This is a genomic window from Hyalangium versicolor, from assembly GCF_020103695.1.
In the GTDB taxonomy this organism is placed as follows: domain Bacteria; phylum Myxococcota; class Myxococcia; order Myxococcales; family Myxococcaceae; genus Hyalangium; species Hyalangium versicolor.
The window spans coordinates 214,230-238,313 of the sequence record NZ_JAHXBF010000012.1 but is presented as its reverse complement, the minus strand read 5'-3'; the positions used below and the strand labels follow the sequence as shown (position 1 = coordinate 238,313).

Sequence of the window (24,084 nt, the reverse complement as noted above, 5' to 3'; positions counted from 1 at the left end):
CGACCGCGGCGCCGCGCTCCCATGCAGCGAGGACTCGGGCTCAGCGCTCCGAGTCGCCCGGTTCGTCCGCGGAGGGCAGCAGGCCGTGCCGCCGCGCGAGGGTCCGGAAGTGCTTGCGGTCCACTCCGGCCTGCCGTGCTGCCTCGGAGAGGTTTCCGTGCGCGCGCGCCAGCACGTCCCGGAGGTAGTGGCGCTCGAAGGAGTCGATGACGGCCTGCTTGGCCTCGGCGAAGGGCAGGTCCGTGCGCAGGGGCAGCTCCGGCCCGGCGCCCACGGGTTGGAGTGACGGGCGAAGCTCCTCGAAGGAGTGCGCACCGGGTCCCAGGGCGAGCGCGCGTTCCAGCACATTGCGCAGCTCGCGGACGTTGCCCGGCCAGGCGTGCCCCGACAGCAATTCGAGCGCGGGACCTCGAACCGGGCCGGGTTCGAACCCTCGACGGCGGAGGATCTCCGCGATGAGCAGCGGCAGGTCCTCGCGGCGCTGGCGCAGGGGCGGCAGGACGAGCGGCACCACGGCCAGGCGGTAGTACAGGTCCGAGCGGAACGTGCCCTCGGCCACGGAGAGCGACAGGTCCTCGCGCGAGGCGGCCACCACACGCACGTCGGCGCGCTGTTCGGCGTCTCCTCCCACGGGGCGGACCTTGCGCTCCTCGAGCACGCGCAGCAGCCGGGCCTGGACGGGCGGGGGAATGCCGGCGAGCTCGTCGAGGAAGAGTGTTCCGCCGTGAGCCCGGACGAAGGCGCCCGATCGCGCTGCGAGCGCTCCGGTGAAGGCGCCCTTCACGTGGCCGAACAGCTCGCTCTCCACCAGGCCTTCGGGCAGGGCGCCACAATCCACGGCGACGAAGGGACCCTTGCGTCGCCCGCTCGCCTCGTGAAGGGAGCGCGCCGCCAGCTCCTTGCCGGTGCCTGTCTCTCCCTGGAGCAGCACCGTGGCGTCCGAGCTCGCCACGCGCTCCAGCACGGCGAACAGCTCGCGCATGCCGAGGCTCTCACCCACCAATTCTCCAAAGCGGCGGGCCTGGCTGGGAGCCACCTGCCAGGGCTGGCTCTCGGGTTGGATGCGCAGGAAGGTGCGGCCCAGCTTGAAGGTGGCTCCAGGGGGGGCGCGGACCTCGCGGAGCTTCGAGCCCTCGTAGAGCGTGCCGTTGCGGCTCTCCAGGTCCCTCACGACGAAGTCCGTGCCCTCGACGCGCACCTCCAGGTGTTCTCCCGAGACGCGCGGATCCGTCAGGCGCAGGGCACAGCCTTCGCGGGTCCCCACTCGGACAGGCTCCGAGCCGAGCGCCACGGCGCGACCCACATCCGGCCCATCGACGACGAGGAGCTGGTAGCGCCGGGGTGGGCCTTCACCGGGCGTGTCCTGGGAGGTGATGAGGGCGGTCTGGCTCACGGGCGGGGTACGCGGTCATGCTACCGCAGCGGCGGAGTGACGCGCCCGCCAATCCCATCGCAGGCGCTATCCTAGGGCGTGTGAGGGAGCTGCCGCGACAACTGGGGCCGTATCGGCTCGTGCGCCGCCTGGGCGCGGGAGGCATGGCGGAGGTGTTCCTGGCGCTCGCCTTCGGAGCCAGCGGCTTCGAGAAGCGCGTGGTCATCAAGGTGCTGCGCGAGGAGCACGTGGGCGATGCCGTGTACGAGCGCATGTTCATCGAGGAGGGAAGGCTGGGTGCTCGGCTGAGCCACCGCAACCTCGTGGGCGTGCACGACCTGGGCTGTGCGGAGGGCGTGTACTACGTCCGGTTGGACTACGTGGATGGAGCCGATCTCGCGAGCCTCCTCGCCAGAGGTCTTCCAGGCACATCGCTGGCGCTCCACATCGCGGATGAGCTGGCGCTGGCGCTCGGCGCAGTGCACGCGCTCACGGATGACGAGGGGCGTCCGCTCGGAGTCGTCCATCGGGACGTCACACCGGCCAATGTCCTCATCTCCCGGCTCGGTGAGGTGAAGCTCGCGGACTTCGGTATCGCCAAGGCCACGTTGCTGCGGGAGGTCACTCGAAGCGGTGTCCGCAAAGGCACGTACGCGTACATGTCTCCAGAGCAGATGCGCGGCGGGACGCTGAGCCCCGCGAGCGACTTCTTCTCACTGGGCACCACCCTGCATGAGCTGCTGACCGGCCGTCGTCCCTTCGACGGAGAGACGACGCTGGAGACCATGGATCGCGTGCGCGAGGCGCAGCTGGGCTCACTGGAGGACGTGGAGGCGGACCTGAGGCCCTTGCTGCGCGCATGCCTGACGCGCAAACCGGAGGAGCGGGTGGGTTCGGCAGAGGCGTTCCGCACACTGCTGGCGCCGCTGCGCCGTGCGCGGCCGGACGCAGGACCCTCGGAGCTGGCGCGGTGGATCCAGCGCGCGCAGCCTGTAACGCCGGAGCCCCGGCGGCCAGCGGAGACGGTGTTGGAAGACGGGGACTCGGGCCCTGAGTGAGCGCGGAGCGCGCTCCGATACCTACCGTGTGAGCCGCGGATCGCTCTGCGAGCCATCGGCCGCGCGCAGGGGAATCCACCAGCGCTCGCTGCCAGAGAGCCCGTCGCGTGGGCTGTAGTAGACGGCCACCGCGCGGCCGAGCAGGTTCTCCCGAGGAACGAATCCGAAGAAGCGGCTGTCCGCCGAGTTGCCCCGGTGATCGCCGAGCATCAGGTAGTGTCGAGCAGGCACCTCCACCTCTCTCATCGGAGGCCCCTGATAGGGCTCGGGGTGGAGCGGATGGGGCGCTCCCGGGAGATATTCGATGCGCGCGTCCTCCTGCGTGAAGTCCTGAGGCACGCGCTGGCCGTTGAGGATGAGGTTCACGCCATCGAAGGCGATGTGGTCCCCCGGCAGCCCCACCAGCCGCTTCACCAGCACGTTGCCATTGGCCGGCGAGTCGAAGATGACGACATCCCCGCGCTGAGGTGACTTCTCGGTGAGCCAGATGTGGGTGAGGGGGATGCGCAGCCCGTAGGCGCGCTTGTCCACCGCGAGGCGATCGCCCACCTGGAGCGTGGGCTCCATGGAGCCCGAGGGCACATGGTAGTGGTCCGCGAAGCTGCCTCGGCCCACCAGGATGATGGCGAAGAAGGCCAGGTCGGCCAGGTACTTCATCCACCGCTTCGACGGTGGCTTCGGGTGAGCACGCTCCATCGTTCCTCCTCGCACGCTAGCGGAGGATTCTACGTCGAGAGGGGCTGGCCATTGCCGAAGCGGTGTCGATTCACCTTCCAGCCGACAATCACCGGGCCTGCGTGGCGCGCAACTCCTCCAGGACACGCCGGGCCCCATAGACGTGCTCCAGCCCGGCGAGGATCCCCGCCCCGTTCACCGCCACCGCGCGGTTCGTCGCCGGCACATAGGCATACCGGCCTCCAAGCGAGGGCAGGTTGCCGTCGAAGACGAGCCCCACCACCTGCCCGTCCTTGTTCACCATGGGCGAGCCGGAGTTGCCGCCGATGATGTCGTTGGTGGTGGCCATGTCCAGCGGCGTCTCCGGAGGCACCTTCCCCTGGGCCGCCAGCCACGAGGCCGGCAGCTTGAAGGGCTCATTGCCGGTGTTCCGCTCCCACGCGCCACCAAAGGTGGTGAACGGCGCCACCGTGCGGGCGTTCTCCTCCCATCCCTTCACCGCGCCGTAGTTGAGCCGCAAGGTGAAGGTGGCGTCCGGATAGCCGCTGGTGCCGTACACGGCCAGGCGCGCCTGGGCCAGCCGCTCACCATTGCGCTTGAGGACAGCCTCCACCGAGTCCTCGTAGCGCTTGCGCACCGCCCGAGCCTCCGCGTCCACCTTGCGCGCCAGCACCACCATCGGATCCTCCGAGGCGTCCACCGCGGCCTTGCCTCCCTCCAGCAGCGCCTTTCGCACCTTCACGTCGTGCAGCTTCGTGCCCACCACCAGTGCTCGCGCCATGTCCGCCGGTGCCGCGCGGCCGAGCACCGTCCGGACGAAGGGATCATCCGCGCCCAGCGTCTCGCGCATCCGGGTGAGGCCGTACGTCAGCGTCGCCACCTCCAGCTCCAACGAGATGGGGGCCTCGCGCAGGAGTTGCTGGCGCAGCGAGGGCAGCTGGGCCTCCGTGTACTCGCGCAGCCGCTCCGCGTTGGGCTTGGGCAGCTCCTCCGCGCTGCGCACCAGCTGGCGCGCGAGGGTGAAGAGCTCGGACTGGAAGGCATCTCCCGCCTCCTTCATCCGGTACTCGGGCAGCATGGGGCGATAGAGCTCCAGCGCCTGGGCGATCTCCTCCCACGCCCCCACCGTCAAGCTCTTGAGCTTGGCTCTGGCCATCACCTGCGTCCGGAGCTCTGCCTCCTCCTTGCGCTTCTGCGCCAGCAGTGCCGGAGCCGCCAGCGCCTGGTGCCGGCCTCGCAGCGCCTTGAGGCCGTTCTCCACCGAGCGCAGCGTCGCGCGAGTGACACGCAGCCGCTCCGGGGAGCCCTGTGTGAACTCGCGCAGCATGCCGCGCAGCTCCGCCAGGTTCAGCAGGGTGTACGGCAGCGCCACGTCCCGCTGGAACTCCAACTCGGCCACCGTGCTCTTGCGCTCGGTGCCACCCGGGTGGCCGGACACGAAGACGAGCTCTCCCTCCTTCACGCTCTGCTTCGCCCAGGGCAGGAAGTTCGGGCTGCGAGCCGGCTGATCGTTCTCCCACACGCGCACGAAGGCCACGTCGAAGCCGAAGCGGGGGAAGTTGAAGTTGTCCGGGTCCCCTCCAAAGCTGGCCATGGAGAACTCCGGCGCGAAGACCAGCCGCACGTCCTGGAAGCGGCGGTACTTATAAAGGTGGTACTTGCCGCCGTTGTAGAGCGTCACCACGTCGCAGCGCACCTGCGGCCCGGTGGCGCACTCCGCTTCGGCCTTGGACATCTCCGCCTTCAGCGCCGTGTTGAAGGCCGCGCCGCTGAGCCCCTTCGTCGCCGCGTTCATCCGCGCGGTGACGTCCGTCATCTCCACCAGTTGGTTGGCTTCCACCTTGGGGCAGCGCAGCTCGTCCTTGGCCTCGGCGGCGGAGAAACCCGTCGCGAGCAGGTCCTTCTGGGACGAGGACAGGTCCTCCACGCAGCTGCGGATGCAGTGGTGGTTGGTCATCACCAGCCCGTTGGGAGACACGAAGCTGGCCGAGCACCCACCCGCGAGCCGGACCGAGGCCAGCCGCACCGAGTCCAACCACGCCTGTGTCGGCGTGAAGCCATAGGCCTTCTTCACGGCCTCGGAGGGAAATGCGTCGTAGGTCCACATTCCCTCCTCCGCGCGGGCGGGGAGGGCCACGAGCAGGCCGAGGGCGAGCAGCAGGCGGTACACAGGCATGCGTCCTTCCAGGTGCAGGAGGTAGACGCCTGTTCTTTCCCGAGAGGCAGCCCGCGTCAACAGGCTCCTCCCAGGACTTTTCTTTCAGGGAATGGCGGTGCAGCGCCTGGGGTTCGGAGCTTGCTCCGGCAGGCTCACCGCTTCATCCGCCGCGCCGCCAGGGAGGTGACGAGCGACAGGACGAGCCGGAGCTCCGAGCGCTGGAGACGGCCCAGACGCGTCACCAGCCGCTGGAGTTCCGGGGTCTTCGTCACGGCGGGCGCGGACTTGAGATCCTCCCAGGGCGCCTTCCCACCGGCCGGGCCCACGGGGACGAACCCCATCAGCTCATGGGGCCCGCTGCGCAGTGCCACACAGAGCCGCAGCAGGGTGGGCACGCTCGGGAGCAGCTTGCCGCGCTCCATGCGCCCATACACCTCCGTGACGGTGCCGATGATCTCGGCGACGTCCGCCTGGGTGAGCCCGGAGCGCAGCCTCGCCACTCGCGCCGCGCGGCCGAGCGTCATCCGGAGCCGCTGCTCCTGAAGTTGCCTGTCTCCCCGAAGCGCCAGAGGGCTCGTGTGACGCCGCTTGTGTTGAGCCCCAGAGGAGCGCGGGAGAGCCCGCGCTGCCGGTTTGCCTTTCATTCCGCCCACCTTATGTGTCGTCCAACTGACTGGAATGCGCGGGAGGGTACGCAACGGTCGAGGCGGGAGCCGTACCACTCCAGGAGTATGCCCCCGGAGGCCAGGGGCGGGCAGGGTTCCGGGGACACCATGCCCCTTGTCTCCATTCACGGTCAGGACATCTATTTCGAGGACTCGGGTGGTTCGGGCCCTCCTCTCATTCTGGGCCACGGCTTCCTCATGGACAGCCGCATGTTCGAGCCGCAGGTGCTCGCGCTGGCCCCCGAGTTCCGCGTCATCCGCTGGGACTCGCGCGCGCTGGGACGCACGCGCTGGGACGGCAAGCCCTTCAACCTCTGGGACTCAGCGGATGACTGCGTGGCCCTGCTCGATCACCTCGGCATCGATCGGGCGGTGGTGGGCGGCATGTCCCTGGGCAGCCACTGTGCCTTGCGCATGGCGTTGCGCCATCCCGATCGCGTCAAGGGCCTGGTGCTCATGAGCACCCGCATCACTCCGGAGGAGGCCCAGCAGAAGGACATCTACCAGGACATCGCGAAGATCTGGTCCTCCGAGGGGCCCATCGAGCCGATCCTCCATATCCTCGCCAGCTCCTTCCTGGGAGATCCGCTTCGCTTCACCACCTGGATCAATCACTGGCGGGTGCTCACCGGGGCGCACGTGCTGGCCGCCATCCGCTGTCTGGTCGATCGGGATGACATCAGCAAGCGTTTGAAGGACATCCGGTGTCCGGCGCTCGTCCTGCACGGCGCCGAGGACACCACCATCTCTCCTTCGCAGGGAGAACTGCTCAGCCATCTGCTGCCCGGCAGCGTGGGTTTCGTCAGCATCCCCGGGGCCTCCCACGCCGCCAGCCTCACGCACCCCGAGGTGTTCAACGCGCACCTGCTGGAGTTCCTCCGCGCCCACGCTCACTCTTGAGCCGTGGTGATGGCTCGCGCCGCGGCTCGAACGGCCGGGCGTGAGTGCTCGCGCAGGACGCGGAGGCGCTTCGCCGCGTCCTCTCGCCAGTGCAGACGGTTCCCTGCGGCAAACACCAACTCCACCGAGACGAGGGGAGCCGCCTGGGCGACGTGATCCGAGATCTCCAGCAGGGTCTCCGGCTCCCACTGGGCATTCGGGTTCCCCACCGCGATGGACACCTCGTTCGCGAGCGTCGGGGCGAAGAGTGGCTCCTGGTGCGACTCGTGCGTGAGGTGGAGCAGGGCCTTGCTCACCGTCTCCGCATTCTTCCAGTCGAGCACGCTCAGCCGCAGCCTCACGCTCTCCGGCCAGAGCGATGCGTCCGTGGCGATGACATCCGCCACCTCATGCAGTCGAGTCCGCAGCCGCAGGCGCGCCGGTGGCGGCAGTTCCAGCAACGCCGCGCACAGCCCCTGCAGCCGCTGGCGGGCCGGCAGATCCCTCTCCGCCGTGGCGTTCTGCGTCTCGGTGACGGGCTGCGTGACGAGCGCCGCTACCGTCGAGATCACCTGCTCCACCGCGACACCGTCTCGCACGGTATTGACCAGCGTCTGTGTGGCCTCCTTCCACTCGGCACCGCCCGCGAGCTCCAGGATGCGCTCGGAGGCCGCCCGCGCCACCTGCTCCTCCAGGCCGGGGGACCAGGCCGCGAGCTTGAGCCACGCCTGCTTGCGCACGGTGAGCTCGGAATGCCGAGCCACCTGGAGCACCAGGGCCGCGTAGCGCGGGCGCACCTCGGGACGCAGCTCGGAGGGGCTCTGATCCAGCAGGCTCATCGCCACGTACGTGTCCGGGCTCCGCGCCATCGCATCGAGAATGGCCCACGCCTCCTCCTGGTCCAGCAGCCGGCGTGCCGCGTGGCCCACCGCGATGCGGACGTCCCGGTGCAGCTGCGGGCGATCGAAGTGCTGGCGCAGCAGCGTCAGGCTGTGCGGCGACCGGAACGTCCCGAGCAGCCGCACCGCCTCCTTCTGCACCGTCACCTTCAGCTTCTCGCGCCCGAGCAGCTCCGCCAGGGTCGCCGACAGCGTCTCCGCCGTCACCAGTCTCGCCACCCGGGGCACCGCGTACATGGCGACTCGCGCGCGATCTCCGTCCAGGTGCTCGAGGAGGATGGGGAGCGCCGTCTCCGGCCGATCGATCCACGCCAGCGCGCCGAGCGCGGCCTCCACCGTGGGCACATCCTCGGAGGTGAGGAACGAGGCCAGCGTGTCCGCCTTCACCACGGGAATCCGGCGGATGATGTGCAGCATGCTCTGCCGCTCACTGGAGCTGCGCTGCCCATCCCGGGCGACACGCAGCAGCAACGACAGGAGCTGCTCCTGTTGCCGGGGCAGCCAGCGGTGGAAGCCGTTCTCGGCATAGTGGGGCACCCAGCCCGCGTCTCCCCTCATGAAGCGCCCTTGCAGCGCTCGTCCCTGGAGGAACGGGTCCAGCAAGTCCTGCCGCCTCCGGTGCAGGTGCCTGAAGACCGGGGGCAGGACCGCTGTTGTCTCGTCTCGATCCAGCAGCTTGCGCACCCGCACGTCCCGCGTATGGGGCGGCGCCAGCCACAGGGAGATGGCCGTCATCGCCATGCCCTCCGGCGAGCTGTTCGTCGCCGGTTCGAGCATCGCCTGGAGCAAATCCACATTCCACGCGCGCCGCCCCAGTGCCTGGGCCAGGGAGAGGGTGAGGACGTGGTTGTCCCGCTCGGCGGCGGAGCGGATCATCGGCAGCAGGGTCGAGACGATGCGGAACTCGGCGCCCCGCGGAAGATCCTGCTCGAGCCGTGGCAGCGACAGCGTCCCGCTCTGCCCGGCCAGCCGCTTCAGCGTCTCCAGCGCGAACTGGAACAGAGGGCCCTCCGGCTCGGTGGCGTGGCCCTGCATCAGCCGGAAGGCCAGCCGCTGGAGCGCCGCGCGTGTCGTCGACGAGGAGTCCCGTGCCTCCACGACGTACGTCACCAGCTCCTTGAGCGAGGGGATGTGCTCGGCGGTGAAGCTGGAGAGCGGCACGTTCGCCAGCGCGTTGAGCGCCGCCATGCGCACCGGATCCTGCTCGTTGCGCAGCCGCATCAGGTGCGTCAGCGTCTCCGTCATCCCCCGGCGGGACAGCCCCGTCGCGTTCACCAGGTGGACGAGCGCCTGGGCCCGATCCTCCGCCTTCGCCGCGAAGGCGGCCTTCGTCAGCGGTTCGCGCGCGTGCTCGATGAGTCGCAGGGCGTGGGTGGCCAGCAGCCGATCCCGATCCTCTTGAATCTCGCGGAACGTGAGCCTCCGCGCGGCCTCCGCGTCCCGCAGAGTGTGGGGCAGCACGGAGAGGAGCGCGTCCGGCAGCTCGCGCGTGGGGATTCCCTCGAAGGCGTGGGCGAAGAGGGCCGCGCGGCGTGAGGGCGGCAGGGCACCCAGGAAGGCCGCGAGGTTATGGGGAACCTCTCCGAGGATCCGGGCCAGCGCGAGCTGTTGCTCGGGCGAGAAGGCATCCGCCTCCAACAGCACGCCCGCGGGTAGACCCTGGTTCTTCAGCCAGCTTCGGAGGGACGGCCGCGTGAGCAGGTCAAACATCTGCTCCGGGTGTCGCCGGGTGAGCCTGCGGCTCCCTGCGATCAGCGCGCGAGGCAGCACTTCCAGCGATGAGTAGTCGCGTGCGAGGGCGAGCACCGCGGCGCTCCGCAGGTTGGTCAGTTCCTCCAGCGGCGCGTGGTAGGTGTAGAAGAGGTAGGTGCGCTGTCGCTCGGGCACGGCGGCGAAGAGGGCCCGGAGGTACTCGAGCACCGCGTCCGGGTAGCGACACGTCAGCGTGTGCCAGCTCCTGAGCGCGTGGCCTACTTCCGGCAGGAGCCGTCGCACCGAGGCTTCATCCAACGCGGGCAGCAGCAGGACGGCCTCTCCAGCGCCATGCTTCGCGAGGATTTGTGGCAGGAGCCGGGTGGCCAGCGCGCTCCTGCGAGCCAGCGCCAGGCCCTTGAGCACGCGCCGCCTCAGCGCCGGGGCCAGTTCCGGGAGTACCCGCTCCAACGAGGCATCATCCTGGATGCAGGGGCCCGCCAGTGAGGCGGCCAGGGTCCGGATCATCAACGAGGGGTGGGAGAGGCCGCGCAGCAGCACCGCTTCGTCCTTCGTGGCACGGGCCATCTGCAGCGCGATGCTCGCCTCGTAGGCCTCTCCGGCGAGCAACTCGTCCATGAGTTGCGTCAAGGGCGCTGTGCCTCGGGCCTGCCTTCCCACGGCAGCCGCCTGCGCCATGCGAGCTCCATAAGGAAGGGAGTCCAGTTGCTTGAGCAGCGCTTCACGCGTGGGGACTTGCATGACACCTCCGAGCGCTCTGGAGGCTAGATCAATCGCTCCTCAGACGTGCTGAAGAGTCATGAACCCAGGGAGGAGGTGAGCAGGCGCCAGGAGGGTTGGAGCCGTACCTGAGGCCCTTCCCTTTCGTTCGGTACCTCGTGCGACATCTGCCCCTCCAAGTGCCTCCGCTTTCGGACTAGGCTCTTTTCGTCTTGCCGCCCTTCTCGTTCCTTCTTCGCCGCGTATGAAGCTCAGCCTTGCCGCCCGGTTGACCGCGGCCTTCCTGCTCGTCGTGCTGGTGCTGTCCTTCGGCAGCATCGCGCTCGTGGCCATGTCGCTACGGGGGAGCCTCAGGGACCGTCTGTCTGTCAACCTGGACCAGGACATCGCCAGCTGGCGCAGCCTCCTGGATCAGGAGGGGCGCGTGCTGGCCGTGGTGGCGCGGGGCGTCGTGAACAACCCGACGCTGCGCGCGCTGCTCTCCGCGGAGGGAATGGACCGGGAGACGCTCGAGGGTGTCGCCCACGAGCAGCGCGCGTTGATGGAGGTGGATCTGTTCCTGCTCACGGACCCGAGCGGGAAGGTGCGCGCGGGCAGCTTGCAGGGGACTGTTCCCACGGATCTCACCACCTTCATCGCGCGCAATCAGCCCGGGTTGCTCATGATCGACGGCACGCCCTACTGGAGCGTCTTCAACGCCGTGGAGGCCAACGGGAGGACTGTCGGCTACGCCGTCCTGGGAGTCCGCTTGGGGGATTCCCTGCTGAGGCGCCTGCGGGAGCAGAGCGGCGCGCAGACCTTCCTCTTGTCGGATCAGACGGTCAGCGCGAGCGGCCTGGTCGCGCTGAAACCCCAGGATGTGCTCAAGGCGCTGCCCACCGCGGGCGACTCCCAGGGCTTCCTCAAGGTAGACACCACCCGGCTGCTGGCGATCCGGCTGGACATGGGCGATGGCCTGCGGATGGTGCTCATCCGCAGCGCGGAGGGGGAGCTCGCCGAGTTCCGCAGGACGCTGCTCTCGCTGCTCACCCTGGCCGCGGCGGGGGCGCTCGCCGCCGGAGCCGTGGCCTTCCTCCTGGCCCGCCGGGTAACAGGGCCGCTGCGCCAGCTCACCGCCGCGGCCGCTCGCGTGGTGGCCGAGGGAGACTTCCGTGGACGCCTGGAGGTGCGCTCCAAGGACGAGATCGGCGAGCTGGGCACCTCGTTCGGGCGGATGATGGACCAGCTGCGCGAGGTGCTGCTCGTGCTGGATGCCTCCGCCAACGAGCTGGAGCACGCCGCCTCCCAGCTCTCCACGGATGCGGCGGCGCAGAACCGCACCGCCACCCGCCAGGCCTCCGCGCTCTACGAGACCCAGGTGACGGCGCAGGAGCTTCAACGCAGCTCGCAGAGCGCCGCCCAGCGCGCCCAGGCCGTCCTCAAGGGCGCCGAGCGCGCGGACTCGCTCGGCCGGGCCGGTGAGCGCGCCATCGAGAGCAGCGTGGGTGGGCTCACCTTCATCCGCGATCAGGTGGATCAGATCGCCCACACCAGCCAGGAGTTACAGCAGCGCACGGCGCAGATCGGCGGCATCACCCAGACGGTGAAGGATCTGGCGGACCAGTCCAACATGCTGGCGCTCAATGCCGCCATCGAGGCGGCGCGCTCCGGGGAGCACGGCAAGGGCTTCGCGGTGGTGGCGCGGGAGATCCGCTCGCTGGCGGATCTGTCCGTGGGCGCCACGGCGCGGGTGCAGGAGATCCTCGAGGACATCCGCGTGGCCATCTCCAACACGGTGGAGACCAGCGAGCACGGCGCGCGCGAGGTGGAGGGCGGGCTGGCGCAGGTGCGGGCTACGGGAGACAGCCTTCGCGCGCTGGCCTCGCTGGTCCACGAAAACGGGCTCGTCGTCCGGGAGATCGCCGAGACGGTGGCCCGGCAGGACGCGGGCATCGCCCAGCTCTTCGACGCGCTGAAGGATCTGTCCTCGCTCTCGCAGGAGACGGTGGCGCGGCTGCAGGCCACCGAGGAGGCGGCAGAGCGGCTCATGGGCGCCTCGCGCGAGGTGACCACCATGGTGCGTCGCTACAAGCTGTAGCCGGCGCCGTGCGCTCCGTCAGGGGTTGGCCTCGATGGTGCCCTTGGCGGGAACCTTCACGGACACGGGCTCCTTCTCCAGTCCGGGCCGGTACACCCGGAGCTTCCACTCACCCGCGGGCACGTTGGGCAGCGTGAAGGAGCCGTCCTCCGCGGGCTTGGTGAAGTACGGGTTCTGGAGCACCAGGATGACGGCGTTCATCCTCGGATGGATGGAGCAGAAGATCTCCACCGGGCCCGCCTGATCGAACTTCACCACCTTGGTCTGCTCCTTGGCGTAGAGCCCCAGATCGAACGTCCTCACCTTGGACTTGGAGAAGACGTTGTGGGTGACCCAGTCATCATTGGTGAAGTCCACCGAGGAGCCCTTCACCACTGGCATCACCGCCGGAGAGAAGCGGGCGCCGCGCTGAGAGACCTTCACCGGCGTGGTAGGTGGTGGGGGCAGGCTCCCCTCGGGGAGCTGCTCGATGTAGACGACCGTTCGCTCTGCTTCCTGGGCATCCGCGACGGGGACCTTGCCCTTCACGGTTCCAGCCGTGGCGGGCAGTGCGAGGAGGGAGGCGAGGACGGCGAGGGCGATCTTCGGAAGGAGGGTGTCACTCACGGTACTCAGCGTGACACGAATTGCACACGGAAGAGACGTGCGTCATCCAGAACCGTTGCTGGACTTCGTCTCCTTCTAGACTGGCCTCGGTGAGTCCGCGCACGGCGACCTGGAGCTGGACGGAGTAGATGCGGAACGAAGTGCCATCCGCATCCTGGCCTCTGGGGTGGTGTGCCAAGAGCGAGGCCTTGGTGGAGAGCCGCTCGAGCGCTTCGACCAGCTCGGGCGCGGGCGCGTCGCCCGACCTACGGGCGTGGAAGACCTGGTAGCTCACGTCGGTGAGCGCGCTGTTGAGCTCCTTCTCCATGAACTGCTGCAAGTCCGGAGCGGGGGCGGCGGGGCTGGGAACCGCCGATGGCGTGGGAGGGGCCGTGGGCTGAAGGTGCGGACCCAGCCCCAGGACCGCGAGGGTCGAAGAGAGCAAGAGCGTGGTCGTCTTCATGCTGTCCCCCAGCCATTACCGAAGCGTGCAACGCCGGTAAACGCTGGAAGCGTGACAGAGTCGGGACTTCCAGGCAACGGCTTGGAGCTGCAAGGACTCGCGGAGGTTTAGAGCGTCGGCTGGCCCTGGCGCTCGTGGCTACCGCCCTCGGTGACCCAGCCCGTGGTGGCCGGATCCGTCGGCGTGCCCAACTCGTAGGCGTGCAGGCCGAGGAAACGCGTCGCGTCATTCTCGATGTTCCAGTTGAGCCACGCGCCCAGGAACAGCCGGCCCTTGTGGAGCGCCGGAGAGGTGATGAAGGGCGCGAGGCCCTGGAGCTTGCAGGCCACCTGTTCGCGGCCGTCCAGGGAGAACTCGTGCAGGTACGACTCGAAGGACGAGTCACTGCCCTGGCAGCCGAACTCACAGTCCTCGGGGACGGGGCGATCCACCAGCAGGAGCGAGTTGCGAGCCGTGAGCAGCGGCGCCGACGGGTACCCGCCCACCGGCACGCTCCAGCGCAGCTGTCCCGTTGTGGCATCGAGCCCATAGAAGAAGCGCCCGCTCACATGCGCGTCGGTGGGGCACGCGGCTCCGGTGCAGCGGCCGTCCGGGAGCGCGATCAGGCCCTGGGCGCTGAGCGCCACGTCGGCATGCGGTGAGGGGCCGAACGGGAGCGCTCCTTCCGAGTGCTGCCGGGGAATGCCCGCGGTTCCCAGTGCGGTCCGATACACGCCGGTGTCCGGATCGGCCAGCTCCTCGGCCGAGAGCATCAGGGTCCCTCCGTTGACGGCGAGTGGGGTTCTCTCGCCGGTCCGCTCGGACTGCCAGCGCAGGGAGCCCGTGGAGGAGTACGAGAGCACCGTCGAGTGGTCCTGGGCGATGGCGTAGTGGCTCGTATAGAGGTTGCCTGGGTTGTCGGCGATGGGCTGGGTGAAGCGCGAGCCCGAGCTCACCTTCCATGCCAGCGCTCCGGTGTCCGCGTTCAGCGCCAGCAGTGCGTTGCATGTCACTCCGTCGCCGATGGCGTACACCGCGACGACGACGTTCGGCCCCGCGAGCACGGGCGCGGACAAGTAGGCCCACTTGCACCCCGCGTCGAGCATCGGAAGGAGCGGCGTGGACCAGAGCACGCTGCCATCCGCCGCGCTCAGCGAGGTGACGCGTGGGGAGGTCCGCTCGAAGGTTCCGTAGAGGCGTTCTCCCGAGATGAGGTCCACGTGCACGTACTGGGTGCCGGCCAGGGGGCTGCGGTAGCGCACGTGCCCGTCTCGATCGAGCGAGAGGAGGTGGCAGGTGCGCTGGTCGAGCGGGCCGTCCTCGGAGGTGTCCCAGTAGCGCGGACACTCGGTGGCATAGAGGTGGCCTTCGCTGTCCATGGCGCCGGTGAACTCGAGCGTCTGGTCTTGCGGCGGGACGTAGGACCAGGCGAGCCGTGCCGTGCCCGCCGGTCCAGAGCACCTGGGCGTAGACAGTTGCCCGTCCGAGTTGTCCTCGGAGCCTCCGGTGGAGGCGGGATCCACTTCGCCTCGCACGGTGATTTCAATCCTGCGGTCCTTGGCGAGGAGCTGCAGGACGGCTCCCGCGATTCCGGGACGGGTGGGCTCCAGACGCAGATCCACCATCTGCTCCGCACCCGGAGCAAGTGTCAGCGAGGTGAGGGCCACGGTGAAGGGCTCGGGGATGCCCAGGAAGAGCTGCGCGGTGCCTTCACCGTGATTGCGGATGCGCACGGACGTGGTGACGGAGTGGCCCACGGTGGTGCGCGGGAACATCACCGCGCCTGGCTCCACGGTGACGAGGGTAGGGGCACGAGTGGGAGGCGAGCTCGTCAACCCGGCCCATTGAGCCGACGGGTCGTTCTCCACTCCACACCCAGCAGCCACGAGCAGCCCTGCCACCACACTCCACGACGACGACCTCACGAGGGACCTCCCGCCTTCAAAGGGATGCGGGAGGCTGTCCACCGGATCTTCCCGGCGCAATGGACCCAGGTCGGGGTCGGTGTCTCAGCAGACGGCCGGACTCAGCTGCCGAAGTCGCCGTTGGCCAGCGGGATGGCGGCGCCCGTGATGCCAGCGGCCTCCTCCGAGGCGAGGAACAGGCAGGCCGCCGCTACCTCCTCTGGCTGGATGACGCGGCCGCTGGCGTTCATGCTCGCGAGCGTGTCGCGCGCCTGCTGCTCGGTGCGGCCCGTGGACTTGCTGATGGTGTTCACCGCTTGGGTGAGCATGTCGGTGTCCACCCAGCCCGGGTTCACCTGGTTCACCGTCACGTTCTTGCGGGCGAACTCCACGGCCAGTGAGCGGGTGATGCCCATCAGGGCGTGCTTCGAGGCGCAATAGGCCGAGGTGTACGCGGCGCCGCGGATCGAGGCGACGGAGCCGATGTTGATGACGCGCCCGCCACCGGCCGCGGCCATCGCGGGCATGAGCTCGCGGCAGAAGAGGTAGGGGGCGGTGGCGTTGATGGCCATCACCCGCGCCAGGTCCTCCGTGCGCGTCTTCGCCAGCGGCGCGGAGACGGAGATGCCCGCGTTGTTCACGAGCACGCGAGGGGCACCGGCCTGGAGCACGGTGCGACAGGCGGCCAGCACCGCGGCCTCGTCCGTTACATCCAAGGGGATGGGGTGCAGGGCCTCGCCGCCTTCGCGCCGCAGTCCCTCGAGGGCCTCGTCCGAGCGGGCCAGAGCCCACACGGTGTAGCCCTGCTTGAGGAAGCCCAGGGCCACCGCGCGGCCGATGCCGCGGCTGGCGCCCGTTACCACCGCTGTCTTCGTCGGAGTCGTCATGGCGCGGCAGGATAGCCGGACGCGCCTGGGGGCGGGGGAGGGATGCACGGCGGGGGTGGTTTGACTGCCCTGGGAGTGGGGATTACAAGCCGCGCACCCCCGTCACCCGAGGAAGAGCCATGCCGCGCGCGGAGATCACCGACCTGCTCCTCATCGACCAGCTGCTGACGGACGAGGAGAAGGCCGCTCGAGACGCGGTGGCCCGCTTCGTGGACAAGGAGGTGCTGCCCATCATCGGTCAGCACTTCCGGGACGGCACCTTCCCCGCGCACCTCATTCCGGGGCTGGCGGAGCTGGGCGTGCTGGGCGCCAACCTCCAGGGGTACGGCTGCGCGGGGATGAACGCGGTCAGCTACGGCCTCATCCTCCAGGAGTTGGAGCGCGGGGACTCGGGGCTGCGCTCGTTCGCGTCGGTGCAGGGCTCGCTGAGCATGTTCCCCATCCACGCCTACGGCAGCGAGGAGCAGAAGCAGCGCTTCCTGCCGGGCATGGCGCAGGGGCGCATCATCGGGTGCTTCGGCCTGACGGAGCCGGACTTCGGTTCGAACCCGGGCGGCATGCGCGCGCGGGCGCGCAAGGACGGGGACACGTGGGTGCTCAACGGCACCAAGATGTGGATCACCAACGGCTCCATCGCGGACGTGGCGGTGGTGTGGGCGAAGACGGAGGAGGGCGGGCCTGAGTCCGTGCGCGGCTTCCTGGTGGAGAAGGGGATGCCGGGCTTCACGGCGCGGGAGATCCCCGGGAAGTTCTCGCTGCGGGCCTCGGTGACGAGCGAGCTGTCCTTCCAGGACGTGCGCGTGCCGGAGCGCAACGTGCTGCCGAAGGTGACGGGGCTGAAGGGGCCGCTGTCGTGCCTGAACAACGCGCGGCTGGGCATTTCCTTCGCGGTGACGGGCGCGGCCATCTCGTGCTTCGAGGGCGCTCGGGAGTACGCGCTGTCTCGCGTGCAGTTCGACGGCAAGTCGATCGCCGGGTACCAGCTCACGCAGGAGAAGCTGGCGGACATGCTCCAGGAGATCGTCAAGGCGCAGTTGCTGGGCCTGCGGGTGGCGCGGCTGAAGGACGAGGGCCAGGTGACGCCGGTGATGGTGAGCCTGGCCAAGCGCAACAACGTGAAGGCGGCGCTCGACATTGCCCGCTCGGCGCGGAGCATCTACGGGGCCAACGGCATCTCGGACGCGTACCCACCGGTGCGGCACATGCTCAACCTGGAGAGCGTCTTCACCTACGAGGGCACCCACGAGGTGCACACGCTGGTGTTGGGCAAAGCCATCACCGGCATCGACGCGTTCAACTGAGGCGGAGGCGGCCTGGCCCCACTGGTATGACAGGCATACCAGCTCGCGGCCGCGCTCCGAGACAGCTACTGGGCCTGAGGCTCGGTGCTGCCACCCTCGGGCGTGCCACCCTCGGCGGGGGGCGCCGCGGCAGCCGCTTCGTCACCCTCGGGCTCGTCGGCAATCTCCGGCGCCGTGCCCGCGGCCTCGGCCGCCTGCTGCGTCTTCACGTCCTCGTCGCTCATGAAGCCGATGGGGTTCTCCTTGCGATTCAGGAACCGCACCGCCTTCTTCGAGAGCGCGAACATCTGCTCGGCCGTCGCCGCTGGCACCAGCGCGTGCTCGATCTGCGCCGGCTCGGGCCGCTCCACCACCGCCAGCACGCCTTCCTCGAGCGCCTTGGCCTGCGGCTCGGTCAGCTCCATCCGCCGCAACCGCCCCTTGCGGGTCATGAAGTAGAAGGCCGTCGCGCCCGGATCGGTGGCCACCTGCGCCCCCATCACCAGCTCGCGCAGCGCCCGATCCAGCTCCAACTGCTTCTTCGACTCGATGCGCTGGTACTCCTTGGAGCCCGGCATCGGCGGCAGCTTGGGAATGGGGCGCTCGGGAGCCGCCGCGGCGGCGGGCCGGCCATGCTGCGGGCGGCCTCCTCCCTCGCGGTGGGGCGGGCGATCATCCCGGCGGGGCGGCCGGTCGTCCCGGCGGGGCGGCCGATCGTCCCGGCGCGGTGGCGGACGGTCCTCACGCCGAGGCGCGCCAGCCTCCTGGCGCGGTGTCTGGGCAGGGGGCGAGCGGCGGGGGGCCGGAGCGCTCGTCTCTGACTTCTTGGCCTGATCCTCGGATACGAGGCCAGCTTTCAGGAGTTTGTCGCGCAGGTTCTGCATGGTGAGTGTGGCGTTCTATCCCTTGCACAGCGGAGCGCAAGGGGCGCTTGCCGCCTCTGTACGCGCCACATAACTTGCGCCACTCCCATGTTGGAGGATCTGTGAGTCGTTTCGAGAGGTCCACACTCATCGCCGCCCTGATGCTCGCCACCGCGGCCTGCACCAGCGATCCGGTCGACAAAGCGGCCAAGGCCCGCATCTTCTCGCCCGAGGATCCCCCCAAGGTGGTGGCTTCGGCCGCCGAGAAGCTGCCGCCCGAGGACGTGGCCGACAACCCGCGCGTGGCGCGCCGCATCCTGGGCATGGACGCCGCCGAGGTGACCGAGCGCCTGGGGCCGCACACCTACAACGCCCAGGTCGACTTCGAGTGGAGCGCCCGGGATGCCGCGCCGATGAAGCTCTCCGAGAAGCGCACCCTGCAGGCCGGCCCGGGCGGTGTCAGCGGGGATTTCCATGGTCAGCTGGAGAACAGTCGGGACCAGGGGCTCGAGGTGATGCGCGTGGGGGGCAAGGTGTACGCGCGCAACCGCTATGGCCCCTTCCGCCAGCGTCTGCGCGACCGGGGCATGGCCGAGCGCACCCGCGCGGAGCTCACCGGGGCGCTGAGGGACATGGATGGGCTCTTCCAGGGCCGCATGTTGCTGGAGCCCCAGGGCACCATCACCTACGAGGGGCGCACGGCCTGGCGCTACCAGGTGAAGCTGGGCGAGAAGCCGGATGAGACTGCTTCCAAGCAGCTGCCCACGCTGCTGGCGCCCAAGAACGGGCGCGATGAGACGACCCGGCGCCGCCTGGCCTTCTTCGAGCACCGCGTCCCCCAGAGCCTGGATGGCGAGGTGCTGGTGGATGCGGCCACCTCCGTCGTCCTCAAGACGCACCTGGATGGCCGCCTCGAGGTGCCCGCCTCCAAGTCTCCCGAGGCCGCCAGCCTGCACATCACCCTGGACACCACCCTCACCGAGATTGGCCGGGACCCCAAGCTGCAGCCGCCCGAGAAGTTCCTGCCGGACGAGGACAAGCCTCAGGGTATCGCCGATGCACTCGACCGCTTTGGCATCCCGCGCGCCAAGAACGGCGCGGATGGGGGCACTCCGGGCGAGACGGACCCGGACGACGAGGCGCCCTGAGCCACCGGAGCACGGCGTGTGGGGCGAAGTGCGTGACGCGACGCCCTACCTGATAGGGCGGCCTGGTTGGCTGCCCTGACCCGCGTGTCCCGGCGGAGGGCTGCCTTTTGCCGCGAGGCTCTGTAAGCCCTTGAAATCCGGAGCCTCTCGGATGGCCCTGGGCTTGCTGTGCGCAGGGGGATGCGTCGTTTCGTGCTGCTCTTGCTCGTGTTGTCGTGCCTGGGGGCCTCCTCGGCGTGGGCCCAGGGACAGAGCCTGGGGCTCACCGTGGCGCCCGTGGGGGCCTTCATGCTCACGGGGACTCCCAAGGGCCGCCTCATTGGTTACGCCGCCGAGGTGGGCTGGGTCTACCGCCGGGCGGACGCCCTGGCCGAGGTGGGAGGGCACGTGGCCACCAGCCAGCTGCTCACCACGGCCACCCCTCTGGCGGTGCGCTTCACCCCTCTGAGGGACTCCTGGGTCCGGCCGTACCTGGGCCTGGGCGCCAGCCTCCTGGTCCCCCACGTCCCGTCGGCGGTCCGCCCTGTCACGTCCCCCTCCAGCCTGCTCGTGGGCGCGGAGGTGAGCGGCGGGGTGGGGGTGGAACTCCGACAGGGATTTTTCCTCGCGACCGAAGCGCGATATCAAAGCTTCTCCACCGGGGGGGATCCCCTCTCGGGGGAGCGCCAGGCGCTCGGTTCGGCCTTCGTCGGACTGGGCCTCCATCTCTAGGCCGGAGGGTTGGCCTGCTACAGATGGGGATCAGCCTGTTGGAAGAAAATTTGACCGACCCCTTGCGTCTTCTAGAATCCCCACTGGTTGCGGCCCAGACGCGTCTGACATGCTCATGTGTTCAGATGGCGCCATTTCAAGGGAGTGGAGATGGAGCGCAAGGTTGGCAGTAGCACGGTGACGACGAAGGAGGTCAAGGCGGCGCTGGAGAAGGCGCGCACCCTGACGTCCGAAGAGGAGAAGGTGTTGCGGATGCGTCACGGTGCGGGCGCTCCGAGCACCAGCGCTCCGCTCCCCCGTGCGGCGGGCAACAACGAGGAGCTGGCCGACGAGCTTCTTGTCATCGAGATGCAGTTGATGAAGGCCATGCGTGAGCGCACCGGCCAGACGAAGACGGCCAGCAAGCCCAAGGCGACCGCTGCTCGCACGAGCGAGAAGTCCGGCAACGCGGCCAAGGACAAGATCGTCCGCGCGCTGCGCAAGAAGAAGTAGCCGGTAGCGGGGGGCTACCCATTGAGTATGGCCACGAGGCGGGCTCCCGCTTCGGGCAGCGACAGGGCCGTGCCAGAAACCTCCGTGGAGAGCGCCTCCGCATCGTCGGTGCCTCCGCGGGAGAACAGCCCCTTGAGCCAGGCGCTGGCGGAGGGGTTGCGCCAGAAGTCCTCGTTGAAGCGCTCCATGAGCCGGGCCGTGAGGCGAGCTTCCAGCGCCCACGCCCGCAGATAGCGCGCCGAGTACAACTGGGGATCCACGTCGAAGAGGAAGAAGCCTGGGTGGGGCTCGACGAAGAGCGCGCGCCGCTGGCCCGCCGCGTACTCCTCGGCCCGTTCCTCCGAGGCTCCACGTGTGGAGAGGGACAGCTCGTAAACCAGCTTCGCGCAGTGGCGGCGCATCACCGCCAGGGCCTGGAAGGCGGCCAGACGCACCGTGTCCCGCGCCGAAGTGGTGGGCAGGTGGAGGTAGCGCTTGAGCCACTCGGGGGAGAGCAGCAGGCGTTCGGTGAGCGAGGCGTAGGCCTCCGTCACGGAGGCGTCTCCCAGCCGGCGCAACTCCACGGGGGCTGTGTCCGACACGTGGGCCAGGTGCTGAGCATGGCCGAATTCGTGGAGCAGGCCGCTCAGTGCGTCCATGCCTCCTTCGAGGTGGATCACCAGGCGCACCTCGTCCGGCACGCGCACGGCGGTGACGAAGGGGCGGCGGGCCTTGCCGGGACGGGGCTCGTCGTCGATGCGGATGCGGCCCTTCGCGGCGGGCGGGAGGTTCCACTCTTCCAGCCAGCGCGTGACGGCAGGCATCAGGTCTTCGCGGCGGAAGAAGCTGTCCATCCAAGGGGCTCGGAGCGCGGCCTGGAGATCGTGCCGGCGCGCGTCTCCGCCGGGCAGTGGGCGCAGCGTGGGTTCCAGCTTGCGCAGCACGTAGCTGAGGACATCGCGGTAGGCGTCCTCCGTGCGCTTGAGGGTCTCCTCCGCGGCCTGGACGAGCTTGTCGTGGGCGATGCCGGAGACGGCCTCGCGCAGTTGGGGATAGCTCTTGGCTCCGAGCCGTTCGGTGGTCCGGAGGGCTGCTTCGCGCCGGGCGCCATAGCGGCCTCGTTCGCCCCAGAGGAAGTTGCCCACGGCTCGTTCGAGCAGGGCGCGGCGGCCGCGCTGTGTCTCGAGAGGGACTTGGGCCAGCACCTCTCCGAAGGAGAGGGCTTGATCATCCACGGGCAGGCGAGCCTGGGCCTCCAGCTTCGCGACGGCCTCGGTGTCGCTCGCGGCGAGGGCTTCTTCCACCTGCCCGGCGATGAGCTCGCGCAGGAGTTGGAGGCGGCGAGCGGCGAGCGTGTCGTTCTTGGAGCGGGCCTTCTCCAGGGCCTCGGTGGCGGCGGCGAAGGTGGCGGGGTCGGAGAGCTCGGGGAAGGTGGCGTGGAGGGCGCTGACGGGAAGGTCTGTCGAGAGTCCAGCGCCGTGGCGATAGTGGAGGGTGGCCAGCTCGGCGAGGAAATCGTCCAGCCTCGCACGAACGGAGTGCACGGGACGGTCCATGGCGGCCACCCTATGCAGGAAGCGCGCGACAGGGAAGGGTTTGCAGGGCATACAGTGCCGCCCGGAGGGCCACCGTGAAGCGTAGAACCTTTCAGGTCGAGGGCGGGCTCGTCGGGCGCTCCGTGGTGGAGGCGGTGGCCGCTGAACTCGGGATGACCACGGAGGTGGCACGAGGGCTCGTGGAGGCGGGCGCCGTGTACCTCGCGGGACGCCGCTGCAGGGAGCCCGATGCCCGTCCGCGCCAGGGGCAGGTTGTCGCGGTGGTGCTGGAGGAGGCTGGCCGCAGCCCGCTCGCGGCTCCAACTCCGCCTCCGGCGCTGAGCATCCTGTTCGAAGATGAGGACCTCGTGGCCGTGGACAAGCCACCCGGCATCACCGCACAGCCCACGGAAGGAAGGGTGGGGGAGAGCCTGGTCGATCGGGTGAGCGAGCGGCTCGGCCAGCCCGCAGGGCTCGTGCACCGGTTGGATCGGGAGACTTCCGGCGTCACGGTCTTCGGCAAGACGTCAGCGGCGACGTCGGCGCTGGCGGCGGAGTTTCGCGAGGGCCATGCGCACAAGCGCTACGTGGCGGCCACCGGGCCAGGGCTTCCAGCATCGGGTACGATGGATCTTCCCCTGTCGAAGGATCCGTCTCGTCCCGGGCGCTGGCGCGCGAGCCGTGCCGCCAATGGAGTCCCCGCGCTCACGGACTTTCGTACCCTGTACGCCGGTGAGGCGTTCTGCCTCGTGGAACTGCTCCCCCAGACCGGGCGCACCCACCAGCTTCGTGCGCACCTCACGGCGCTCGGGACACCGATCCTCGGAGACGCCCGCTACGGAGGCGCAGCACGGGCCGCGGAACTCCTCGCACCGCGCTGCCTGCTGCACGCGCAGGCCCTGGAGCTGTCACACCCGCGCACCGGCAAGCCCCTGCGCATCGAAGCCCCTGTGCCCGAGGATCTGCGGCGCTTCTTCTCCGCGGCCGGCGTCCCCGTGCCCGAAGGCCCCATCCTCCCCGTCACGTCGCGCACAGGAAGTCCACGCCCTCCACCCAGCCGCGAGCCGTGAGGTCCGCTCGGATCTCCTCTCGCGCCCAACGGATTCCCACGCACACCAGCAGCAACTCTCCGCTCGGCGGCCCCAGTTGCTCCGGAGACACCACGGGGATGCCCTCGATTCGGGTGCCCACCTTGCGCGGATGCACGTCCACCAGTCGTTCCACGGCCGCTCCCTGCTCACGGAGGAACCGCGTGAGCGTCAGTCCGCTGGGGCCCGCCCCCCACACCGTGCACGGCCGCCCCTCCGCCAGGGGGCCGATTGCCAGGTAGCGAGCCTTCACCCACGTGAAGCGTCGTACCGCGTAGCGCGGATCCGTCCGAGTCAGCCGTCCCGAGCTGTCCCGCCAGCGCAGCAGCACCTCCGGCAGGTTCCTCAGCCCATGCCCCGCATGTAGCAGCTTGAGCCACAGCGCGTAGTCCTCGGGGAAATCCCCATGCTCCCAGCCTCCGCTGGCCATGAGTGCCTCGCGCCTCAGGCACACCGAGGGGTGGCACAGCGGGCTCTCGATGAACCTCTCGCGGAAGAGCTCCTCCGCCGTGGTGAGCCCGTTGAGCCAGGCCGCGTACGCCTGGAGTGAAGGGCTCACCGGCTGATCATCCCGGAACAGCTCCACGCTCGTGCCCACCCCCGCCAGGCGGTAGTCCGCCTCCAAGGCCGCTACGCTGGCCTCCAGCCGGCGAGGCAGGGCCTCATCGTCCGCGTCCATGCGGGCCACGTAGGGGGATGTGGCTTGAGCCAGCGCCAGTTGGAGCGCGGCCACCAGCCCCCGTCCTCCTCCGTCCAGCACCTCCACCCGGGAATCCCGGGTCGCCAGCTCCTGGAGGACCCCTCGCGTCCCATCCGTGGAGCCGTCGTCCACCGCCAGGACCCGGATCTCACTCAGGGTCCCTGCAAGCAGGCTCTCCACGGCTCGGGCCACGGTGGACTCGGAGTTGCGGGCAGGAAGGAGGACAGTGACGACCGGGACGGGCATCGTGTGTA

General features: G+C 69.5%; 20 protein-coding genes. 8 read left to right on the top strand and 12 right to left on the bottom strand.

Features of this window, described 5'->3' with window-relative positions:
* Positions 1 to 40: 40 nt before the first annotated feature.
* A complete protein-coding gene (locus tag KY501_RS53990; RefSeq protein ID WP_224365961.1) occupies positions 41 to 1,393 on the bottom strand; it encodes a sigma 54-interacting transcriptional regulator in 1,353 nt (450 codons plus the stop codon).
* A gap of 80 nt (positions 1,394 to 1,473) precedes the next feature.
* Here KY501_RS53990 and KY501_RS25320 point away from each other — a divergent pair, with 80 nt between their 5' ends.
* Positions 1,474 to 2,430, top strand: a complete 957-nt coding sequence (locus KY501_RS25320) for a serine/threonine-protein kinase (protein WP_224365959.1) — start codon at positions 1,474 to 1,476, stop codon at positions 2,428 to 2,430.
* Positions 2,431 to 2,451: 21 nt separating this feature from the next.
* Here the strand turns inward: KY501_RS25320 and lepB are convergent, their stop codons facing one another.
* From lepB to KY501_RS25305, 3 genes are all read right to left on the bottom strand, one after another.
* Positions 2,452 to 3,126: a signal peptidase I gene (lepB, locus tag KY501_RS25315; RefSeq protein WP_224365957.1), complete on the bottom strand. Its 675-nt coding sequence runs from the start codon at positions 3,124 to 3,126 to the stop codon at positions 2,452 to 2,454.
* 88 nt (positions 3,127 to 3,214) lie between these two features.
* A complete protein-coding gene (locus KY501_RS25310) occupies positions 3,215 to 5,275 on the bottom strand; it encodes a S46 family peptidase (protein WP_224366145.1) in 2,061 nt (686 codons plus the stop codon).
* Positions 5,276 to 5,415: 140 nt separating this feature from the next.
* A complete protein-coding gene (locus KY501_RS25305) occupies positions 5,416 to 5,787 on the bottom strand; it encodes a helix-turn-helix transcriptional regulator (protein WP_224365955.1) in 372 nt (123 codons plus the stop codon).
* A gap of 249 nt (positions 5,788 to 6,036) precedes the next feature.
* Between KY501_RS25305 and KY501_RS25300 the strand changes: the two genes are divergently transcribed.
* Positions 6,037 to 6,828, top strand: a complete 792-nt coding sequence (locus tag KY501_RS25300; RefSeq protein WP_224365953.1) for an alpha/beta fold hydrolase — start codon at positions 6,037 to 6,039, stop codon at positions 6,826 to 6,828.
* Here KY501_RS25300 and KY501_RS25295 read toward each other — a convergent pair.
* On the bottom strand, positions 6,819 to 10,160 hold the full coding sequence (locus KY501_RS25295; RefSeq protein WP_224365952.1) for a hypothetical protein: 3,342 nt from the start codon (positions 10,158 to 10,160) through the stop codon (positions 6,819 to 6,821). The two genes, KY501_RS25300 and KY501_RS25295, sit on opposite strands and share 10 nt — an antisense overlap.
* Before the next feature lie 223 nt (positions 10,161 to 10,383).
* Here KY501_RS25295 and KY501_RS25290 point away from each other — a divergent pair, with 223 nt between their 5' ends.
* Positions 10,384 to 12,216: a methyl-accepting chemotaxis protein gene (locus KY501_RS25290; protein WP_224365950.1), complete on the top strand. Its 1,833-nt coding sequence runs from the start codon at positions 10,384 to 10,386 to the stop codon at positions 12,214 to 12,216.
* Between the two features lie 18 nt (positions 12,217 to 12,234).
* Here KY501_RS25290 and KY501_RS53985 read toward each other — a convergent pair whose 3' ends face one another.
* The 4 genes from KY501_RS53985 to KY501_RS25270 all read right to left on the bottom strand — a co-directional run bounded on the left by KY501_RS53985 (position 12,235) and on the right by KY501_RS25270 (position 16,034).
* Positions 12,235 to 12,822 carry a beta-sandwich domain-containing protein gene (locus KY501_RS53985; RefSeq protein ID WP_224365948.1) on the bottom strand — a complete coding sequence of 196 codons (588 nt, stop codon included), beginning with the start codon at positions 12,820 to 12,822 and terminating at the stop codon, positions 12,235 to 12,237.
* On the bottom strand, positions 12,815 to 13,264 hold the full coding sequence (locus KY501_RS25280; RefSeq protein ID WP_224365946.1) for a hypothetical protein: 450 nt from the start codon (positions 13,262 to 13,264) through the stop codon (positions 12,815 to 12,817). The genes KY501_RS53985 and KY501_RS25280 overlap by 8 nt, the downstream gene beginning before the upstream one ends.
* 107 nt (positions 13,265 to 13,371) lie before the next feature.
* Positions 13,372 to 15,168, bottom strand: coding sequence for an outer membrane protein assembly factor BamB family protein (locus tag KY501_RS53980; protein WP_224365944.1), 1,797 nt, complete (start codon positions 15,166 to 15,168; stop codon positions 13,372 to 13,374).
* Positions 15,169 to 15,269: 101 nt separating this feature from the next.
* Positions 15,270 to 16,034 (bottom strand): SDR family NAD(P)-dependent oxidoreductase, encoded by a 765-nt coding sequence (locus tag KY501_RS25270; protein ID WP_224365943.1) that lies wholly within the window; start codon positions 16,032 to 16,034, stop codon positions 15,270 to 15,272.
* Between the two features lie 119 nt (positions 16,035 to 16,153).
* Between KY501_RS25270 and KY501_RS25265 the strand changes: the two genes are divergently transcribed.
* Complete coding sequence (locus tag KY501_RS25265; RefSeq protein ID WP_224365942.1) at positions 16,154 to 17,335, top strand: acyl-CoA dehydrogenase family protein; 1,182 nt, start codon at positions 16,154 to 16,156, stop codon at positions 17,333 to 17,335.
* 65 nt (positions 17,336 to 17,400) lie between these two features.
* Here the strand turns inward: KY501_RS25265 and KY501_RS25260 are convergent, their stop codons facing one another.
* The gene (locus KY501_RS25260; RefSeq protein ID WP_224365941.1) at positions 17,401 to 18,198 is read right to left on the bottom strand and encodes a hypothetical protein; all 798 of its coding nucleotides are present in this window, start codon (positions 18,196 to 18,198) and stop codon (positions 17,401 to 17,403) included.
* 101 nt (positions 18,199 to 18,299) lie between these two features.
* Here KY501_RS25260 and KY501_RS25255 point away from each other — a divergent pair, with 101 nt between their 5' ends.
* The 3 genes from KY501_RS25255 (at position 18,300) to KY501_RS25245 (ending at position 20,528) form a co-directional block, all read left to right on the top strand.
* A complete protein-coding gene (locus KY501_RS25255; RefSeq protein WP_224365939.1) occupies positions 18,300 to 19,325 on the top strand; it encodes a hypothetical protein in 1,026 nt (341 codons plus the stop codon).
* A 192-nt stretch (positions 19,326 to 19,517) separates the two neighbouring features.
* A complete protein-coding gene (locus tag KY501_RS25250) occupies positions 19,518 to 20,036 on the top strand; it encodes a hypothetical protein (RefSeq protein WP_224365937.1) in 519 nt (172 codons plus the stop codon).
* Between the two features lie 150 nt (positions 20,037 to 20,186).
* Positions 20,187 to 20,528 (top strand): hypothetical protein, encoded by a 342-nt coding sequence (locus KY501_RS25245; protein WP_224365935.1) that lies wholly within the window; start codon positions 20,187 to 20,189, stop codon positions 20,526 to 20,528.
* A gap of 14 nt (positions 20,529 to 20,542) precedes the next feature.
* On the opposite strand, the gene KY501_RS25240 is transcribed toward KY501_RS25245, so the two are convergent.
* The gene (locus tag KY501_RS25240) at positions 20,543 to 22,063 is read right to left on the bottom strand and encodes a gluzincin family metallopeptidase (protein WP_224365934.1); all 1,521 of its coding nucleotides are present in this window, start codon (positions 22,061 to 22,063) and stop codon (positions 20,543 to 20,545) included.
* A 74-nt stretch (positions 22,064 to 22,137) separates the two neighbouring features.
* Here KY501_RS25240 and KY501_RS25235 point away from each other — a divergent pair, with 74 nt between their 5' ends.
* Positions 22,138 to 23,112, top strand: coding sequence for an RluA family pseudouridine synthase (locus KY501_RS25235; RefSeq protein WP_224365932.1), 975 nt, complete (start codon positions 22,138 to 22,140; stop codon positions 23,110 to 23,112).
* Here the strand turns inward: KY501_RS25235 and KY501_RS25230 are convergent.
* On the bottom strand, positions 23,063 to 24,076 hold the full coding sequence (locus KY501_RS25230; protein WP_224365930.1) for a glycosyltransferase family 2 protein: 1,014 nt from the start codon (positions 24,074 to 24,076) through the stop codon (positions 23,063 to 23,065). The genes KY501_RS25235 and KY501_RS25230 overlap by 50 nt on opposite strands.
* Positions 24,077 to 24,084 lie beyond the last annotated feature (8 nt).